Genomic DNA, 17,683 nt, shown 5'->3' on the forward strand with positions numbered 1-17,683 from the left:
CATCAGGGAGACGGTCGGTCCCGAATCAACCGAATGGTTGATGCCGGGGCCCGTCGTCCTGTCGGTGGTGGGACGTAGGGTCGACGGCATGAGCAGCACCGACGCGCGTCCCGCGCACCCCGACCAGCACGATCCGGCGCGGATGCCCGCGCTCCGGGTCATGCGGGTGGCGCTGCACGCGATGTTCTACGCGCTGCTCGTGGTCGGCTGTGTGGGCGGCGGGGTCGCCGCTTGGTCGTGGGGGGTCGCGCTCGGCGTCGCCTACGCGGTGGGCGGCCGGTTCGCGCGGCAGGGCGGCGGTGGCCCGGACGCGTCGCGGACGCCGATGCTGGTCTGGCTCGGCACGATCACCGTGCTCTGGGTCGCGCTGGCCGCGGTCTCGCCGTCGGCGGGGTACGTCGCCTTTCCGCTCTACTTCCTCTATCTGCACCTGCTGCCGCCCCGGTTGTCGCTGCCCGCCGTGCTGCTGGTGACGGGCGTGGTCATCGCCGCCCAGTCCGGCACGTCGGGCGGACTGACGGCGGCCAAGGTGATAGGCCCCTGCGCGGGCGCGGCCGTCGCGGTGCTGACCGCCTACGGCTACGCCGGGCTGTACAAGGAGAGCCGCAGACGCCAGGCGCTGATCGACGATCTCGTCCGCACCCGTGACGAGTTGGCCGCGACCCAACGTGAGGCCGGGCGGCTGGCCGAACGGCAGCGGCTGGCCCGCGAGATCCACGACACCCTGGCCCAGGGCCTCTCCAGCATCGTGCTGCTGGCGCGCTCGGCGGAGTCCGCGCTGCCGTCCGCGGCGGCCGACGGCCCCGCGGGCGAGCGGGTCCGCGAGATCGGCGCGACGGCGAGCGCCAACCTGGCCGAGGCACGCCGCTTTGTGGCCGCGCTGACCCCGCCGCCGCTTCAGGACGCGACGCTGGCGGAGGCGCTGCGCCGGGTCACCGCCGGGTTCGGCCCGACGCCCGAGGTCGCGTTCCATCTGGACGGCGAGCCGTATCCGCTGCCGGTCGAAGCCGAGGTCGCCCTGCTGCGGATGACCCAGGAGGCGTTGGCCAACGTCCGCCGCCACGCCCGTGCCCACCGTGCCGCGGTCACCCTGGCCTACCTGGACGACCAGGTCACCCTCGACGTCTTCGACGACGGCATCGGTTTCGCCGCCTCGGCCGTGCCTGACGCGACCGACGTGCGTCCGCGCTTCGGCCTGCACGGGATGCGGGAGCGGATCGCGGACTTGGGCGGCAGCCTCACCATCGAGTCCAGCCCGGGCGAGGGCACCGCCGTCGCCGTCGCGCTCCCGCTCACCGCGCTCGACGCTCCCCCGATACCGGCCCGCTGAGCCACGCGCTGCCCCCGACGTCCCGTTGCCGCCCCTGCCCTACCGGAGCCCTTTTGTGATCACCGTCCTGCTCGTCGACGACCACCCGGTCGTCCGCCGCGGCCTGCGGTCCATGCTGGACGAGTTGCCTGAGCTGGAGCCGGTGGGTGAGGCGGCCGACGGAGCCGAGGCACTGCGACTGCTGGAGCGGTTCGAGGCCGAGGGCAGTCCGCGCCCGGACGTGGTGCTGATGGACCTTCAGATGGGGTCCGGCATGCACGGCGTGGAGGCCACCCGCCGGATCACGTCCCTGCCGGACCCGCCGGCCGTGCTGATCCTCACCACCTACAGCACCGACGCCGACATCCTCTCCGCCGTCGAGGCCGGGGCCACCGGTTACCTGCTCAAGGACGCCCCGCCGGAGGAGCTCGCCGCAGCGCTGCGGGCGGCAGCCAAGGGGGACACGGTGCTGGCCCCGCCCGTCGCGGCGCGGCTGCTCGGCCGGGTCCGGTCCAAACGGCCGACGCTGTCACCGCGCGAGACGGAGATCCTGGAGCTGCTGGCCGAGGGGCTGGCCAACCGTCAGATCTCCAAGCGGCTCTTCATCAGCGAGGCCACCGTGAAGACGCACCTGGTCCACATCTACGACAAACTCGGCGTGGACAGCCGCACCGCCGCGATCGCCGCCGGAATGCAGTCGGGGCTGATCCGGCCCAGGTAGGTGAATCGGACCTGTGCCGGATCAGCCCCGCGTTGACTGATGCTTCGTCAGGAACCGCTCGGGCTCGGGGCGGCCGGGTTGTTGTGGGCGGTCGGCGAGGCCAGGGCCTGGGCGCTGGCGGCCGGGAGCGTGCCCAGCGGCTTGCCCTTGTTCGCCGCGTCCACCCAGGTGGTGAAGGCGGCGGGCGAGATCTGCTGGTTCTTGTAGCTCGGGTAGGCCGGGGTGCCGTTCAGCAACACGGTCGGCGTCGAGGTGTAGCCGGACTTGTTGAAGTCGGTCTCCACGGCGGTGACCCAACTGCCGTAGGCGTTGCCGTTGACGCAGGACTCGAAGCTGGGCGAGTCGAGCCCGGGGACCTGTTTGGCCAGACTGATCAGGATGGTCTTGTCGGCCCAGGCGTCGTTGGTCTCGTCCGGCTGGTTGGCGTAGAGGACGTCGTGGTAGTCGTGGAACTTGCCGGCGTTCTGCGCGCAGCCCAGCGCGTTGGCCGCGTTCTTCGACCCGGAGCCGTTGTCGTGGGTGTCGATGAACGACACCACGTGGTACTGGACCTGGATCTTGCCCTCGGCCAGCAGCTTGTTCATGGTCTGCTTCATGCCGGTCTCGAACTGCTCGCAGGCCGGGCAGCGCGGGTCCTCGTAGACGGTGACCGTCGAGGGCGCGTCGGTCGCGCCGACCGGGACCACCAGCCTGGTGTTCCCGATCGTGCCGCCGGGTGCCTGACTCGAGGCGTTGTAGCTGCTGGAGCGGCCGTTCTGGATCACGATCCCGATCGCGACCAGGACCACGATGACGGCCAGCACGGCGCCGATGATGCCGTACTGACGCTTCTTCCGGGCCTTGGCCTCCTGTTTGGCGCGTTCTTCCAGCATCTTGGCGCGGGCGCTGCGCTTGCCCTCGTCGTTCTTCTGACTCATCAGTTCGTCTGTCATCTGTCTGCTCGGTTCTGCGTCGTGCGCGGGGACGGGGCTGCCTGCTCAGCCGGCCAGCCAGGCGTCGAGGGAGAGGCGGCTCTTGGGACGCCAGACCAACCAGGCCACCAGCAGCAGGAATCCGCAGTCGCGGAGAATCTCCTGCCAGTACTCGGTCTGCGAGGCCGCTACCGCGCCGCCCCCGCCGAAGCACCCGCAGTCGATCGCGATCCCACGCGCCCAGACGGACGCGATGGAGGCGATGTAGACCAGCAACAGGACCCCGGAGATGACCGCGACGATCCGGGTGCCCAGTCCGACCACCAGCAGCAACGCCAGGGCCAGCTCCAGGAACGGCATGCCGTAACCGATCGGGTTGACCAGGGACTCCGGCAGGATCCGGTAGACCCGGACCGCCTGTGCCGCGGCCTCCGGATCGGAGATCTTGGCCAGTCCGGCCCAGGCCCAGACCACTGCCAACCCGAGTCGTACGACCGTGCTGATCCATGGCATCGCCCCGGCCCACCGCCCGTCCGGACCGGCGGTCCGGCCCGGCGTGTGGGCCGGCTGCTCTGTGATCACCGGTGCTCGCCTCCCTCTGACGCCCTCTTGGGCAATACGGACTAATCCTGCCGGATCAGGCGCAACCGGCTCGGATCATTGCTCGTGATTCGCTGCATTCTCGACAAATCGCTGCAGCGCGCCCGGATCGTTCAACAGCTCCGGGTGCGCCCACAGGTCGACCTCGGTACCGTCGAGCAGCATCGACGGAGTGCCGTGGTGCACACCTGACGTGTCGTAGAGGTGCTGTGCGGCGTCGACCCAGGGCTTCCAGTAGAGCGTGCGAACCTCGGCGTCGAACGCCGCACTGCGCAGCCCCGGCACCTGCGAGGCGATGTCGAGCAGCCGCACAGGGGTGAACCCGTCCACCTCCTCGGCGGGTTGGTTGACATAGAGCAGCGCGTGGAACAGCGGAAACCCGCCGTGGGCGAGCGCGGCGCGGGCGGCGTCCGCGGCGAGGACCGCACCGGGACCGGGCAGGCGTTCGTCGAGTGACGACTCGATCACGTAGTGGACAAGCAGCTGGTGATGCGCCATCAGCATCCGCAGCGTCGGCCCCTGGAGGTTCTCGAACGGGCCCGTGTTGTCGCAGCGGTAGTCCTCGAAGAGGGTGAGCTGGACGGGCGCGTCGGCGTAGCCGACGTCGATGCTGGTGCCGTCGTCGTCGAGGCGCGCCGGGAGCCCGAGCGCGACCGTACGGTCCGCGATGTCGCGAACGGCCTGGCCCGGCTGCGGCTTTGCCACCGGCTTTGCTACCGGCCTTGCCACCGGCTGGGGCTTGGGCTTCGCCGACGGCCTGCCGTGATGTGCGGTCGCATGGTGGTGCCCGTGAGTGCCGCGATGGTGGGCGCGGGCCTGGGCGAGTGCGGAGTCGAGGTCTGCCTCGGCGACGAGCGCCGCGACCAGCACGACCGCTGCGACGGCGGCGCGGACCACCCTGGCGCGTTGAGGACTTGCTGCCACAGCGGAGCCTCCTGATCACGTTCCTGATCTCATGTGACTGCTTCTGCACGTCACGTGCCGGATCATGAACGAGAATGAAGGCCACCCCGGGGCACGCCACGCGCCGTATCACCGGAACGAGTGAGGGCGCGGCAGCCCGTCACCGAGCTGCCGCGCCCTCCGCACGTCGATCCTGCGATCGTCCCGCACCGGGCCTACCGCTTGCCGACCTACCGCTTGCGGACCTACCGCTTGCGGACCCCCTGGGCCAGCTCCGCGGCGAGCTCGCGGACGGCCGCGTAGCCCACGTCCTCCGACGGAGCGTCAAGCATGCGCTGTACGAAGGCCGACCCGACGATCACGCCGTCCGCGAAGGCGGCCACCTCGGCCGCCTGCTCGGCGTTGGAGACGCCCAGGCCGACGCAGACCGGCAGGTCCGTCGTCCGGCGGGTGCGCTCGACCAGGTCCTCGGCCATCGCCCCGACCTGGGTACGGGTCCCGGTGACGCCCATGACCGCCGCCGCGTAGACGAAGCCGGTGCCCTTGGCCGTGATCAGCGCCAGGCGCTGATCCTGGCTGGACGGCGCGACGACGAAGACCGTCGCCAGCCCGTGCTCGGCCGCCGCCGCGAGCCACTCCTCCGCCTCCTCGACCGGCAGGTCCGGCAGGATGCAGCCGACCCCGCCCACCGCCGCCAGGTCGGCGGCGAAGCGGGCCTGACCGTAGCGGTCCACCGGGTTCCAGTAGGTCATCACCAGGATCGGCACGGTCGGGTTGGCCGTGGTGACCTCGCGGACCGTGGCCAGCACGTCCTTGATCCGGATGCCGTTGCGCAGCGCGATGTCGTCAGCGGTCTGGATGGTCGCGCCGTCCAGGACCGGGTCGCTGTGCGGCAGACCGATCTCGACCACGTCCGCGCCGCCGTCGATCAGCGCCTGCACGGCCTTGGCCGCGCCCGGGATGGTCGGGAAGCCGGCCGGGAGGTAGCCGATCAGCGCGGCCCGGTTCTCCTCCTTGGCGTTCGCCAGGGTGGTGGTCAGCAGGGCGTTCGTCACTTGGCACCGCCGGAGGTCGCGTCGGAGGTCGAGTCGGAGATCGACTCCAGGGTCGAGTCGTCGAGCAGGCCGAAGTACTGCGCAGCGGTGTGCATGTCCTTGTCGCCACGACCGGACAGGTTGACCAGGATCACCGCGTCCGGGCCCAACTCGCGGCCCAACTCCAGCGCCCCGGCGAGGGCGTGGGAGCTCTCGATGGCCGGGATGATGCCCTCGGTGCGCGAGAGCAGCCGCAGCGCGTTCATCGCGTCCGCGTCGGTGCACGGCCGGTACTCGGCACGGCCGGAGTCCTTGAGGAAGGCGTGCTCCGGGCCGACGCCGGGGTAGTCCAGACCGGCGGAGATCGAGTGGGACTCGATGGTCTGGCCGTCCTCGTCCTGCAGCACGTAGGTGCGCGAGCCGTGCAGCACGCCCGGGTCGCCCTTGGTCAGGGTGGCCGCGTGCTTGGGCGTCTCCACCCCCTCACCGGCCGCCTCGATGCCGATCAGCCGGACCCCGGCGTCGGGAATGAAGTCGTAGAACGCGCCCATCGCGTTGGACCCGCCGCCCACGCAGGCGACGACGGCGTCGGGCAGCCGCCCGGTCCGGTCCAGCACCTGCGCGCGCGCCTCCTGGCCGATGACCCGGTGGAAGTCACGGACCATCATCGGGAACGGGTGCGGCCCGGCGACCGTGCCGAAGAGGTAGTGGGTGTTGTCGACGTTGGCGACCCAGTCGCGGAAGGCCTCGTTGATCGCGTCCTTGAGCGTCCGGCTGCCGGACTTCACCGGCACGACCTCGGCGCCGAGCATCCGCATCCGGGCGACGTTCAGCGCCTGGCGCTGGGTGTCGACCTCGCCCATGTAGATGGTGCAGTCCATGCCGAAGAGCGCGGCGGCGGTGGCGGTGGCCACGCCGTGCTGACCGGCGCCGGTCTCGGCGATCAGGCGGGTCTTGCCCATCCGCCTGGTCAGCAGGGCCTGACCGAGGACGTTGTTGATCTTGTGCGAGCCGGTGTGGTTCAGGTCCTCGCGCTTGAGCAGGATGCGCGCGCCCCCGGCCTCCGCGGAGAAGCGGTGGACGTCGGTCAGCGGGCTCGGACGGCCGGTGTAGTCCTTGAGCAGGGTCGACAGCTCGGCGGCGAAGGCGGGATCGGCCTTGGCCTTCTCGTACTCGTCGGCCACCTGCTCCACGGCGGCGACGAGCGCCTCCGGGATGAAGCGTCCGCCGTACGCGCCGAAGTAGCCGCGCGCGTCGGGGACGGATGTCACGTCGGACATGGGTGTTCCCTTGTGAAGGTATGCGTGAAGATGAAGACGGGGGTCAACTGGGACGGCTGGCGTGGCGCGTGCGCTGCCATCGCCGCCCCGGAACCTGACCGGGCTCCGCACCGATCACATACCGAACCCGTCGCCCCAACACGCGCCTTGCCGGCGCACGACACCCACGCGGCTTGCAGCCGCGCTGCAGGCCGGCATAGCCGGGCTGATGGGGGGAACGGGAGGTCACGGGACGATCATATCTGTTCGCTCCCGCAGGCAGTTGCAACACCTCAGGGGCGCGGGGCTCTGCTTGATCAACTGCGCGCGCGACAAGCCACCCTGCGAGGTAGAGCCCCGACCTGACAGTCGGTGCAACTACCGCCCGTGCCGCAGCGCCGGGTGCGCGCCTGCCGCAACGAGGTCGGCGACCGCCGACTTGGGGTCCTTGCCCGTGACCAGCGACTCGCCGACGAGGACCGCGTCCGCGCCCTCGTTCGCGTAGGCGATCAGATCGTGGGGGCCGCGGACGCCCGACTCGGCGACCTTGAGGACGTTGGCCGGGATCGCGTGCGCCACCTGCGCAAAGGTGTTGCGGTCGACCTCGAGGGTCTTCAGGTTTCGCGCGTTGACGCCGATGATCCGCGCGCCGGCGTCGACCGCGCGGGCGACCTCCTCCTCGTCGTGGACCTCGACCAGCGGGGTCAGGCCGATCGACTCGGCGCGCTCGATCAGCGACACGAGGGCGGGCTGCTCCAGCGCGGCGACGATCAGCAGGGCCAGGTCGGCCCCGTACGCGCGGGCCTCCCACAGCTGGTAGGCGGTGACGATGAAGTCCTTGCGCAGGACGGCCGTGTCGACTGCCGCGCGGACCGCCTTGAGGTCGGCCAGGGAGCCGCCGAAGCGGCGCTGCTCGGTCAGCACGGAGATCGCGGCGGCACCGCCCGCCGCGTAGTCCGCGGCCAGCGCGGCCGGGTCGGCGATCGCGGCCAGCGCGCCTTTGGAGGGGCTGGAGCGCTTGACCTCACAGATGACGGCCACTCCCTCGCCGCCCAGTGCGGCCACGCCGTCCTTGGCCTCCGGGGCCTTCGCGGCCAGCTCCTTGAGCTCGTCCAGCGACACCTGCGACTGACGCTCGGCGAGGTCCTCACGGACACCGGCGATGATCTCGTCGAGCACGCTCACTCGGGCGCCCCTCTTCACTCGGGAATTCCTCGGATCGGACGTCACCGGTTCAGCTCGGCTTCCGACAACTGTCGGATTCCAGTGTTCGATGAACTGCGTCGATGGTATCCGTCCTGCCTGTTCAACCCCGCATCGAGCGCATCCCGGTCTCGCCAGACGGACACCGTCAACAGGCCTTTGACCTGCTCAGGGAGCAAGAAACGCGCCGGTGGGAAGGTTGCGCAGGACGGTGAAGACGAGGACGACGGCGAGCAGCGCGAGCGTCCCCGTACGGCCCAACCGGGGCTGTGGGCGCGCCAGTCCGCGCACCTCGCGGGAGGCCCAGAGCACCAGGCCGCCGAGCAGCGCGGCGCAGAAGGCGACGCCGAGCGCGTTGTCGTGGAGCGCGCCAGCGAGGTCGCCACGGGTCAGCGCGTGCACCGCGCGCAGGCCGCCGCAGCCGGGGCACCACCAGCCGGTGAGCCGCAGGAAGGGGCAGACCGGGTAGTGGCCGGGCTGGTTCGGGTCCACAGCGGCCACGTAGCCCGTGGCCGCAGCCGTGCCCCCGATCAGCGCCAAGGGCACGGCAAGCCTCCGGCCCAGTGACGGCAGTGAGGGTACTGACTGCGGCACGGGCGCGGAGGCCGAAGAAGTCATACACCGATTCTCACGCGGCGCGGGCGCCGGAACCCGTAGGGACCCGCCGCGCCTGTGGAACCGAGGAGTCGCTCGGACGAGTCGGACGAGTCAGACGGTTCAGACGGACGCGCCGTTGCTGACCGGCTCCCGCTTCACCATCGGGTCGACGATGCTCGCGTGCGTGCTCGGCTTCTTGCCGAAGCCCGCGGCGGACATCATCTTGCCGACCGGCGCACCGGCGGCGGCGATGACCAGGCCGATGGCGACCACGATCGGCGACGGGATGACCATCCCGAAGGCCGCAACGAAGAAACCCACAAATGAGACGCCGACTGCGGTCCAGGCGGCCGTGGTGGATCCGTGGGAGTTTGCCGACATTACTGCTCCTCGTTCATAGGACTCTCCCGCCCGGGAGAGTTCTCCTGGTCCATTGTCCCGTATCGCCCGGGTCAGCCTGCAGTGGGGTCCTCACCCCGGTCCAGAGCCTTCCAGAGGTCGGCCGGGGAGTGGGTCGGTTCCGCCGCGGGCGCGCGCTTCGGGCGGGCCGGTTCGGCACCTGCCGGGGCGTCGTAGCGTGCGGACATGCCCGGCCAGGCGGCGCCCTTGGCGACGGTCAGCAGACCGGCCAGCACCAGCAGCACCCCGCCGAGCACGGCGACCCACGGCCAGGCCGAGTCGGAGATCCCGGTGGCGCTGACGTTCGCCAGCCCTATCGCCCGGGCAGCCTTCGCGTCCAGCGCCGAGCTGCCCGAGTTCGCCATCGCCGCGACTGCGGTGTACGCCGCGCCCGCGCCCGCCAGGGCGACCAGCGCGCCGAGCACCGCCCGTGCCCTGCCCCGCACCGCGAAGACCGCGACCACCGAGGCCAGCCCGACCAGCGCCATCGCGCCGGGCAGGCCACTGACCTCGCCGCCGTCGGCGGTCACCGTCCGGGTCACACCCTGGGCCTGGACCTCGCCGGAGACCCAGCCCTGCCCTGCCGCGACCAGCAGCAGCGCCGCTCCGAGGACCGAGAGGAACAGCGTCACCGCGAGGCTGCGTCGGCTGCCGGACCGGGACGGGGCGGCGGCTGCCGGCCCTGAAGCTGCGGGGTCTGAAGCTGCCGAGTCTGAAGCTGATGGGTCTGAGGGGGCGGGCGCTTCGGGGTTCACCGCTCCAGTGTGCCCTGCGCCGCCGACGCGACCGGACGCAGGGTGGCCGCCGAGGCGACCGCGCGCAGCACCGCCGCCGCCTTGTTGCGGCACTCCGCGTCCTCGTTCTCGGGAACCGAGTCGGCCACGACCCCGGCCCCGGCCTGGACGTAGGCCTTGCCGTCCCGGATCAGCGCGGTGCGGATGGCGATGGCGGTGTCCGCGTCCCCCGCGAAGTCGAAGTAGCCGACGCAGCCGCCGTAGAGACCACGACGGGTCGGCTCCAGCTCCTCGATGATCTGCATGGCGCGCGGCTTGGGCGCGCCCGAGAGCGTCCCGGCCGGGAAGCAGGCGGTCAGCACGTCGAAGGCGCTCCGCTCCGGGGCGACCTTGCCGGTGACCGTGGAGACGATGTGCATGACGTGGCTGTAGCGCTCGATCGTCATGAAGTCGACGACCTCGACACTGCCCGGCGCGCAGACCCGGCCCAGGTCGTTGCGGCCCAGGTCGACCAGCATCAGGTGCTCGGCCCGCTCCTTCGGGTCGGCCAGCAGCTCGGCGGCGAGGTCCGCGTCGTGCTCGGGCGTCGTGCCGCGCGGGCGCGTGCCGGCGATCGGGTGCACCATCGCCTCGCCGTCCTCGACCTTGACCAGCGCCTCAGGGCTGGAGCCGACCACGTCGAACGGCAGGCCGCCGGGCTCGGCGGCGGCGAAGCGGAAGAGGTACATGTACGGGCTGGGGTTGGTGGTCCGCAGCACTCGGTAGACGTCCAGCGCGCTGGCCGGGCAGTCCACCTCGAACCGCTGCGAGGGCACCACCTGGAACGCCTCGCCCGCGCGGATCCGCTCCTTCACCGTCTCCACCGCCGCCCGGTACGGGGCGCCGCCGAACGGCGAGACCGCCTCGACGGAGCTGACCGGCGTCAGCGTCGCGGCCCCGACGTCGGCGGGGCGGCCGAAGTCGGCGGTCATCGCGTCGAGCCGGGCGACCGCGTCGGCGTAGGCGGCGTCGACGCCGGTCGGCTGGGCGTCGCGGTTGACCGCGTTGGCGATCAGCAGGACCGAGCCGTCCTTGTGGTCCAGGACGGCGAGATCGTCCGCGAAGAGCATGGTCAGCTCGGGCAGCCCGAGGTCGTCGGGCGTGAGGCTCGGCAGCTTCTCCAGCCGCCGGACGATGTCGTAGCCGAGGTAGCCGACCATGCCGCCGGTGAACGGCGGCAACTCCCCGCCCTGGTGCAGGTCGCGCGGCCCGCGCAGGGCCTCGATGGTCGCCCGCAGCACGACCAGCGGATCGCCCTCGGTCGGCACCCCGACGGGCGGCGTCCCGAGCCAGCGCGCGTTGCCGTCGGCGCCGACGGTGAGGGACGCGCTGCAGCGCACCCCGACGAACGAGTAACGCGACCAGGCGCGCCCCTGCTCCGCACTCTCCAGCAGGAAGGTGTTCGGCCGCTCCCCCGCGAGCTTGCGGTAGACGCCGACGGGCGTGTCCCCGTCGGCGAGCAGCCGCCGCGTCACCGGGATCACCCGGCGATCCACGGCGAGCTTGCGGAACGTGTCGAGATCGGGGGTGACGCTACCGCTGGTCATGCGTCGGAGCGTACCGGCTCACGCCGTGGCGACCGGCAGTTGACCGGCGTCGAAGCAGGTCCGGTCACCGGTGTGGCAGGCCGCGCCGTGCTGGTCGACCTTGACCAGGAGGGTGTCGCCGTCGCAGTCGATCGCCACGGACTTGACCACCTGCACGTGCCCGGAGGTGTCGCCCTTGACCCAGTACTCGGACCGGCTGCGGCTCCAGTAGGTGCAGCGTCCGGTGGTGAGGGTGCGATGCAGCGCCTCGTCGTCCATCCAGCCCATCATCAGCACTTCGCCCGTGTCGTACTGCTGAGCGATGGCGGGGACCAGCCCGTTCGCATCCCGCTTGAGCCGTACGGCAACGGCGGGATCGAGATCGGTGGTGTTCGGGACGGCAGGTGAGGCGGACATGGCTTCATTATCCGCGACGGGGAAGTCGCACTACCCCAGGGGCGTGCAGCTTCCCCGTTGCCCATGAGCGACGCACCCTGTCCAGCGCGCGGAGCGCCCGGCATTCTGTTCCCCATGACGCTCCTCGGGGGACCGCGCAGCGCGCGGATCAGGCTGGCCGCAGGCCTTCTCGCCGTGCTGGTCGTGGTCGCGATCGCGGTGACGCTGGCTCTGCAGGCCAAGCCGCCCAAAGCCCTCGCGCAGCCGAAGCCCGTGGCCACCCCCTCGCCCACGAAGGCGACGCCCACCCCGATACCCAGCCCGACGCCGTCGCTGCCGAACACCTTCGCCTACATCTCGCTCCAGCCCGGCGACTGCTTCGACTCCCCCGCCTTCACCCGCACGCTCTCGCTGCTCGCGAAGCGCCCCTGCACCGCTCCGCACGACGCGGAGGTCACCCAGCTGGCCACGCTGCCGTCCGGGTTGAGCTCCTACCCGGCGATCGTCAGCCGCGCGCTGACGCTCTGTGAGCCGATCGACGCCGCCGCCTACCGCAGGCAGTCCGGGGGGACCGCCCTCCAGTACTACGAGCTCTACCCGACCCTGGCCGACTACCAGGCGGGTCGACATACCGTCACCTGTGCGCTCTCCGGCGGGAGTTACCAAGGCGCGCGGAAACTCACCGCCCCCCTCGCGAACTGATCCGGGCCACCCGCCGTACCCTTGGGCCATGTCGAATCTGGGACGCCGTGAGCGCCTGCTGCTGGCTGATCTGCTGGAGAGCGTCGGCCCCGAGGCCCCGACGCTGTGCGAGGGGTGGAACACCGCGGACCTCGCCGCACACGTGGTCGTCCGGGAGCGACGGCCGGACGCCGCCGGCGGGATCCTGTTGAAGCCCCTGGCCGCGCGGCTGGAGCGGGTGCGGAGCGACTACGTGGCCAAGCCGTACGCCGAGCTGGTCGAGGCGATCCGGGTCGGGCCGCCCGCCTACTCGCCGTTCCGGCTGCCGGGCATGGAGGACGCCGGGAACACGATGGAGTTCTTCGTCCACAGCGAGGACGTGCGTCGCGCCCAACCCGACTGGTCGGCACGGGTGTTGGACGAGGAGCTGAGCGAGGCGCTGTGGAAGCGGATCAGCGGGATGGCGCGACTGAACGGACGTCGCTCCCCCGTCGGGCTGGTGCTGCGCCGTCCGGACGGACAGACCGCCGTGGCGAAGAAGGGCTCGCCCGTGGTGACCGTGACCGGTGAGCCGGGCGAGCTGGTGATGTTCGGCATGGGCCGTCAGGCGCACGCTCGCGTCGAGTTCGAGGGCGACGAGGAGGCCGTGGCCAAGGTCATGGGGGCGAAGTTCGGGATCTGAGCGCGATCTCCAGCTCGAACCGGGAGTCGGGGTCGGCCAGCGCCGGGCCGAACAGGCGCTGGACCTGGTGCAGGCGTTGCCGCGCGGTCTGCGGGTGGATCCCCAGTCGCGCGGCGACCTCCGGTGCGCTGCCCCGGTTCGTCTGCAGCCACGCCAGCAGCGTCTCGGCGAGGCGCTGGTACTGCTTGGGCGTCAGCCCTTCGAGCGGCTGCAGCCGCCGCGCCGTGATCAGCCGGATCAGCGGCTCGTCGGCGAGCAGCAGCAGGTCGGACAGGTGCGCGTCGCAGACGACCGGCGACCCGGTCTCCCTCGCCGTCTCCGTCGCCGCCCGCGTGTGCAGCGCCCGCGTGTGCAGCGCCCGCGCCCAGCGGAGCGAGTCCGCGGCCTGCTCGGGCGGCACGGTGGGGCCGATGACCGCGCGGCGGGTGGCCAGCAGCGCCTGGATCTGGGGGTCGCGCAGCTGGAGTGACGGCTCGGGCACGACCAGGAACGGTTCCGGGCCGTCGAGTTCGGCCAGGACCGCCTCCGGCAACCCGTGTCCTCGCGGCCCGGCCGACCTGCTCGGTCCGCCGCCCGGCGACGGCGGGTCCGATGCGAGCGCAACCGCACAGAGATGCCACGGCAGCGGCCAGTCGGCGAGCTCCGCCGCGGCCTCCAGGTGCTTCAGATCGCCACCACCCCGTGTCAGCAGGGCGAGCAACTGGGAACGGGCGCGGCCGAGTTCGCCCGCCTCGTCGACCTGGGCACGGGCGTAGCCGCGGACCGAGGCGGCGGCGAGTTCGTCGATGTGCGCGAAGATCGCCTCGGCCAGCACGACCAGCAGCTCGGTGCCCAGCCCGACCCGACGGGCGATCCGGGCGTAGCGGCGCCAGGCGACGCGCGCGCCCAGCCGGTAGGCGGCCTGCAACGCGTCCAGACTGCGGCCCTCGGCCAGCTCCCCACGGCCCAGCGCGCGGTACACGCGCATGCGTTCGGGGGTGTCGCGCCGGGCTCCCTCGATCAGGTCGGCGAATTCCGCGAGCGCGGTCTCGACACCGTGCTGGATTCCCGCACCGAATTTCCCGGAAAGCGGCCGGGAGAATTCGGGCACCTGTTGTCTGATCTCCCCGATGATTTCCGCCGCGATGGCCCGCTCTTCCTTGCGCAGTTCGGCGGCCAGCGATCTGGGCAATACACTCCACGGCTCGCTCAAGCCTGCTCCCTCCTACGCTACCGGCCAGTATGAGGCGATGTTACCGGCCGGTCAATAGGGATGCACCAGCATGTTCCACGAGGTTTCGTGAGCGTTTCAGCGCGGCCGGGCACGCGTTCGGGGCAGTTCCGCTCACGATTCGCCTCGCGCTGCCATTCTTCTTGACCACTCCTCCCGGATTTCCTAGCATCCTCGCCGAAATCCACCCGAAATTCTCGGACGAACGGGTCGAGGACGGAGACTCCCATGCGCAGAAGAACACTCGCGGTGGTCGTCGCGGCGGCCGGAATCACGGCTTTCGCAGCACAACCGGCGTCCGCCGCCTGGTATCCGGTGGACTACCACTTCAACATCGGTTTCGCGGCCGGCTTCTTCGCTCCCGGCAGCGCCCCGGCCGGAGCGAACGACTGGAGCTGCAAGCCCAGCGCCGCCCACCCGGACCCGGTGGTCCTGGTGCACGGGACGCTGGAGAACATGAACGACAACTGGGGCGGCGCCTCGCCGCTCCTCGTGGACGACGGCTACTGCGTCTTCGCCTTCGACTACGGCGGGCCGAGCGCGTCGTCGCCGATCCAGGGCACCGGTGCGATCGAGGACGGGGCCGCCCAGCTGTCGTCCTTCGTCGACCAGGTGCTGGGCGCCACCGGCGCGGCCAGGATCGACCTGGTCGGCCACTCCCAGGGCGGCATGATGCCGCGTTACTACATCAAGGACCTCGGCGGCGCGGCCAAGGTGGCCAAGCTGGTGGCGCTCTCGCCCTCCAACAACGGCACCACGCTGGACGGCATCACCCAACTCGCCCAACAGCTCAACGTGTTGGAGCCCGCCAACGGACTGCTGAGCGCGGCGTGCGCGTCCTGTGTCGAGCAGGAGGTCGGCTCGTCGTTCCTGACCGCGCTGAACGCGGGCGGCGAGACCGTGGCGGGGATCGACTACACCGTCATCGCCACCAAGGACGACGAGGTGGTCACCCCGTACACCAACGCCTTCCTGCCTGCCGCGCCGAACGTCACGGACATCACCGTCCAGGACCAGTGCGCGCTGGACCAGTCCGACCACCTGGAGATCGCCTACGACCCGGTGGCCCTGACGGACATGCTCAACGCCCTCGACCCGGCCCACCGGCAGCCGGTCCCGTGCGAGGTCGTGCTCCCGGTGACCGGACCCCTGGTCGGCTAGCGGCTAGGAGTCCTTCGAGGGCTTTTCGGTCGCCTGGTGGAGCGCCGCCTCACCCTCGGTGTCGAGGTGCGGCAGCAGCCGGTCCAGCCACCGGGGCACCCACCAGGCGTGCCGTCCGAGCAGCGTCATCACAGCCGGGACCAGAAGCAGCCGGACGACGGTGGCGTCCACCAGGACGCTGACGGCGAGGCCCAGGCCGAGCATCTTGACCACGATGCTGTCGCTCAGGATGAAGGCCGCGAAAACGCTGAACATGATCAGCGCCGCACAGGTGATCACCCGTGCGGTGATCTCCAGGCCGTAGGCGACGCTGTCCTCGGCTCGTTGGGTGCGCAACCACGCCTCGTGGACGCGGGAGAGCAGGAAGATCTCGTAGTCCATGCTGAGACCGAAGATGATGGCGAACATCATCATCGGCACGTAGCTCTCGATCGGCACCTTCCCGGCGACGCCCAGCGCGGTGCCGCCCCACCCCCACTGGAAGACCGCGACCACCACACCGTAGGAGGCGCCGATCGAGAACAGGTTCAGTACGGCCGCCTTGAGCGCGACCAGGATGCCTCGGAAGACCGCAAGGATGATCAGGAACGCCAGCGCGACCACGACCGCGATGATCAGCACCAGCCTGGAGCTGATGATCTCGGTGAAGTCCTGCTGGGCGGCGGTCACCCCGGTCACGTAGGTCTTGGCCGTCGTACCGGTGGCGCCCTGCGGCAGGGCGACGTCCTTGAGGTGGTTGAACAGGTGGGTGGTGGCGGCATCCTGCGGCCGCCCGGTCGAGATCGCCGTGCCGGTCAGGACGTTCCCGTTGCTGGTGGGCTGGAGCGGGCTGACGCTGGCCGCGTTCGGGACGCCGGTCAGCGCCTTCTGCATGTCGGCCGCGAGCGTGGACCGCTGACTCGACGGCACCGAGCTCTGGTCGATCACCAGGGTGAACGGCCCGTTGGCACCCGGCCCGAAGCCCTGGCTGATCAGGTCGAAGGCACGGCGGTCGGTGAAGGAGGTCGGGTCCGCGCCGTCGTCGATATGGTCGAGCCGGATCGAGAAGAGCGGGATCGCCAGGATCCCGAGCACCACCACGCCCGCCGCCAGGAACCACCACGGGCGGCGCTCGACGCGCTGGGCGTAGCGGTGCCAGAAGCCGTGCTGCTCCTCCTCGGGCTCCTCGGCCTTCGCCCCGGCGTCCTCTCCGGCCACCGGACCGCCCTCGGCCACGGGAGTCTTCAGACAGAACCGGTCGATCCGGGGCCCGATCAGCCCGGCCAGCGCCGGCACCAGGGTGAGTGCGCCGGCCACGGCGGTGATCACCGTGACCGCGGCCGCGATGCCGAGACGGCCGATGAAGCTGAGGCCCGACACGTACAGGCCGGCCAGGGCCACGATGACGGTGCAGCCCGAGACCAGGACCGCGCGCCCGCTCGTGGTGACGGCGACACCTGCCGCGACGTGGGGTTCCTCCCCGTCCATGATCAGCTGTCGGAAGCGGGTGATCAGGAACAGCGCGTAGTCGATGCCCACGCCGAGGCCGATCATGGTGGCCAGGGTCGGCGAGACGCTGGCGAAGTCGATGGCGGCCGCGAGCAGGCTGAGGCAGCTGAGCCCCACGATCACGCTGATCAGGGCCGTCACCAACGGCAGCCCGGCTGCGATCAGACTCCCGAAGCCGACGACCAGGACCACGATGGCCACCGCGAAGCCGATGGCCTCACTGGTCAGGTCCTTGGCATGAGGCCTGGCCGCCTCCCCCAGCGGTCCGCCGTACTCGACCTCCAATCCCGCCGAGCGCAGCGGCCCGACCGCGGCGTCGACGCCGTTCAGGTAGTCGCTGCCCAGCGCGGCGGGATTCTTGTCGAAGCGGACCGTGATGTACCCGATCGTGCCGTCCTTGGACAGCGCGCCGGTCTGGGTCGTGCCGCCGGAGGAGTTCGGCTGCGGCAGCGGGTTCTGCACGGACAGCACGTGGTCGAGGTGCTGCAACGAGGAGACGGCCTGGTTCACCTGGGTGGTGAAGTCCGTCAGCGGCTTCGCGTCGTGCATCACGATCGTCGCGCTGGTGCCGCCGATGCTCGGGGCGTTCGCCTGGAGGACGTTCGCACCCTTCTGCGACTGGCTGTCAGGGAGGTTGAAGTCGTCGGAATAGGTGCCGCCGATGGTGTTCTGCAGGCCGTGCAGCACGCCCAGGACCACCAGCCACATCACGATCACGACGATCGCGTGGCGAGCGCACCATTCACCGAGGCGTTGCAGGATGCCTTTCCGCACTCGTTCAGTATCAGAGCGTCACCAGCTGGTCCGGCAATCCGGGCGCGTCCGTTCGG

The 17,683-nt window shown here is 71.0% G+C and carries 19 protein-coding genes; 5 read left to right on the forward strand and 14 right to left on the reverse strand.

The genetic code is table 11. The features are described from left to right. The first annotated feature begins 88 nt into the window (after nt 1–88). A complete protein-coding gene (locus tag ABH940_RS02420) occupies nt 89–1,330 on the forward strand; it encodes a sensor histidine kinase (RefSeq protein WP_370064542.1) in 1,242 nt (413 codons plus the stop codon). Between the two features lie 55 nt (nt 1,331–1,385). Next, nucleotides 1,386–2,030 (forward strand): response regulator, encoded by a 645-nt coding sequence (locus ABH940_RS02425; protein WP_370064544.1) that lies wholly within the window; start codon nt 1,386–1,388, stop codon nt 2,028–2,030. A 47-nt stretch (nt 2,031–2,077) separates the two neighbouring features. Here ABH940_RS02425 and ABH940_RS02430 read toward each other — a convergent pair whose 3' ends face one another. The 12 genes from ABH940_RS02430 to hisI all read right to left on the reverse strand — a co-directional run bounded on the left by ABH940_RS02430 (nt 2,078) and on the right by hisI (nt 11,652). Further along, nucleotides 2,078–2,947, reverse strand: coding sequence for a DsbA family protein (locus ABH940_RS02430; RefSeq protein ID WP_370104080.1), 870 nt, complete (start codon nt 2,945–2,947; stop codon nt 2,078–2,080). 60 nt (nt 2,948–3,007) lie between these two features. Next, nucleotides 3,008–3,523, reverse strand: a complete 516-nt coding sequence (locus ABH940_RS02435; RefSeq protein WP_370064549.1) for a MauE/DoxX family redox-associated membrane protein — start codon at nt 3,521–3,523, stop codon at nt 3,008–3,010. A gap of 75 nt (nt 3,524–3,598) precedes the next feature. After that, nucleotides 3,599–4,465 carry a DsbA family protein gene (locus ABH940_RS02440; RefSeq protein WP_370104081.1) on the reverse strand — a complete coding sequence of 289 codons (867 nt, stop codon included), beginning with the start codon at nt 4,463–4,465 and terminating at the stop codon, nt 3,599–3,601. A 224-nt stretch (nt 4,466–4,689) separates the two neighbouring features. Next, a complete protein-coding gene (gene trpA / locus ABH940_RS02445; protein WP_370064553.1) occupies nt 4,690–5,499 on the reverse strand; it encodes a tryptophan synthase subunit alpha in 810 nt (269 codons plus the stop codon). Then, nucleotides 5,496–6,758, reverse strand: coding sequence for a tryptophan synthase subunit beta (gene trpB, locus ABH940_RS02450; protein ID WP_370064555.1), 1,263 nt, complete (start codon nt 6,756–6,758; stop codon nt 5,496–5,498). Before trpB ends, trpA begins: the two co-directional genes overlap by 4 nt. 43 nt (nt 6,759–6,801) lie before the next feature. Next, the gene (trpM, locus tag ABH940_RS02455; protein ID WP_370064557.1) at nt 6,802–7,029 is read right to left on the reverse strand and encodes a tryptophan biosynthesis modulator TrpM; all 228 of its coding nucleotides are present in this window, start codon (nt 7,027–7,029) and stop codon (nt 6,802–6,804) included. Between the two features lie 86 nt (nt 7,030–7,115). After that, nucleotides 7,116–7,922: an indole-3-glycerol phosphate synthase TrpC gene (trpC, locus tag ABH940_RS02460; protein WP_370064559.1), complete on the reverse strand. Its 807-nt coding sequence runs from the start codon at nt 7,920–7,922 to the stop codon at nt 7,116–7,118. Nucleotides 7,923–8,108: 186 nt separating this feature from the next. Beyond that, nucleotides 8,109–8,558: a DUF2752 domain-containing protein gene (locus ABH940_RS02465; RefSeq protein WP_370064561.1), complete on the reverse strand. Its 450-nt coding sequence runs from the start codon at nt 8,556–8,558 to the stop codon at nt 8,109–8,111. Between the two features lie 99 nt (nt 8,559–8,657). Beyond that, complete coding sequence (locus tag ABH940_RS02470; protein WP_370064563.1) at nt 8,658–8,918, reverse strand: HGxxPAAW family protein; 261 nt, start codon at nt 8,916–8,918, stop codon at nt 8,658–8,660. A gap of 71 nt (nt 8,919–8,989) precedes the next feature. Then, the gene (locus tag ABH940_RS02475) at nt 8,990–9,784 is read right to left on the reverse strand and encodes a TIGR02234 family membrane protein (protein WP_370064565.1); all 795 of its coding nucleotides are present in this window, start codon (nt 9,782–9,784) and stop codon (nt 8,990–8,992) included. Continuing rightward, the gene (locus ABH940_RS02480; RefSeq protein WP_370064567.1) at nt 9,688–11,256 is read right to left on the reverse strand and encodes an anthranilate synthase component I; all 1,569 of its coding nucleotides are present in this window, start codon (nt 11,254–11,256) and stop codon (nt 9,688–9,690) included. Before ABH940_RS02480 ends, ABH940_RS02475 begins: the two co-directional genes overlap by 97 nt. A gap of 18 nt (nt 11,257–11,274) precedes the next feature. Continuing rightward, nucleotides 11,275–11,652 carry a phosphoribosyl-AMP cyclohydrolase gene (hisI, locus tag ABH940_RS02485; protein WP_370064569.1) on the reverse strand — a complete coding sequence of 126 codons (378 nt, stop codon included), beginning with the start codon at nt 11,650–11,652 and terminating at the stop codon, nt 11,275–11,277. 114 nt (nt 11,653–11,766) lie between these two features. On the opposite strand from hisI, the gene ABH940_RS02490 reads away from it, so the two are divergent. Both ABH940_RS02490 and ABH940_RS02495 read left to right on the forward strand, forming a co-directional pair. Next, a complete protein-coding gene (locus ABH940_RS02490) occupies nt 11,767–12,333 on the forward strand; it encodes a hypothetical protein (protein WP_370064571.1) in 567 nt (188 codons plus the stop codon). A 28-nt stretch (nt 12,334–12,361) separates the two neighbouring features. Continuing rightward, the gene (locus tag ABH940_RS02495) at nt 12,362–12,994 is read left to right on the forward strand and encodes a TIGR03085 family metal-binding protein (RefSeq protein WP_370064573.1); all 633 of its coding nucleotides are present in this window, start codon (nt 12,362–12,364) and stop codon (nt 12,992–12,994) included. On the opposite strand, the gene ABH940_RS02500 is transcribed toward ABH940_RS02495, so the two are convergent. Continuing rightward, nucleotides 12,969–14,165 (reverse strand): helix-turn-helix domain-containing protein, encoded by a 1,197-nt coding sequence (locus tag ABH940_RS02500; protein WP_370064575.1) that lies wholly within the window; start codon nt 14,163–14,165, stop codon nt 12,969–12,971. The two genes, ABH940_RS02495 and ABH940_RS02500, sit on opposite strands and share 26 nt — an antisense overlap. A gap of 267 nt (nt 14,166–14,432) precedes the next feature. On the opposite strand from ABH940_RS02500, the gene ABH940_RS02505 reads away from it, so the two are divergent. Continuing rightward, nucleotides 14,433–15,365, forward strand: coding sequence for an esterase/lipase family protein (locus tag ABH940_RS02505; RefSeq protein WP_370064577.1), 933 nt, complete (start codon nt 14,433–14,435; stop codon nt 15,363–15,365). 3 nt (nt 15,366–15,368) lie between these two features. On the opposite strand, the gene ABH940_RS02510 is transcribed toward ABH940_RS02505, so the two are convergent. Beyond that, nucleotides 15,369–17,627, reverse strand: coding sequence for an MMPL family transporter (locus tag ABH940_RS02510; protein ID WP_370104084.1), 2,259 nt, complete (start codon nt 17,625–17,627; stop codon nt 15,369–15,371). Nucleotides 17,628–17,683: the final 56 nt, after the last annotated feature.

The sequence above is a fragment of the Streptacidiphilus sp. BW17 genome (genome assembly GCF_041262485.1).
Taxonomy (GTDB): Bacteria; Actinomycetota; Actinomycetes; order Streptomycetales; family Streptomycetaceae; genus Streptacidiphilus.

Coding starts and splice junctions, on each gene's coding strand:
- ABH940_RS02420 (WP_370064542.1), top strand. CDS start 89: ATGAGCAGCACCGACGCGCGTCCCGCGCACCCCGACCAGCACGATCCG.
- ABH940_RS02430 (WP_370104080.1), bottom strand. CDS start 2,947: ATGAGTCAGAAGAACGACGAGGGCAAGCGCAGCGCCCGCGCCAAGATG.
- trpB (WP_370064555.1), bottom strand. CDS start 6,758: ATGTCCGACGTGACATCCGTCCCCGACGCGCGCGGCTACTTCGGCGCG.
- ABH940_RS02465 (WP_370064561.1), bottom strand. CDS start 8,558: ATGACTTCTTCGGCCTCCGCGCCCGTGCCGCAGTCAGTACCCTCACTG.
- ABH940_RS02470 (WP_370064563.1), bottom strand. CDS start 8,918: ATGTCGGCAAACTCCCACGGATCCACCACGGCCGCCTGGACCGCAGTC.
- ABH940_RS02480 (WP_370064567.1), bottom strand. CDS start 11,256: ATGACCAGCGGTAGCGTCACCCCCGATCTCGACACGTTCCGCAAGCTC.
- hisI (WP_370064569.1), bottom strand. CDS start 11,652: ATGTCCGCCTCACCTGCCGTCCCGAACACCACCGATCTCGATCCCGCC.
- ABH940_RS02490 (WP_370064571.1), top strand. CDS start 11,767: ATGACGCTCCTCGGGGGACCGCGCAGCGCGCGGATCAGGCTGGCCGCA.
- ABH940_RS02495 (WP_370064573.1), top strand. CDS start 12,362: ATGTCGAATCTGGGACGCCGTGAGCGCCTGCTGCTGGCTGATCTGCTG.
- ABH940_RS02505 (WP_370064577.1), top strand. CDS start 14,433: ATGCGCAGAAGAACACTCGCGGTGGTCGTCGCGGCGGCCGGAATCACG.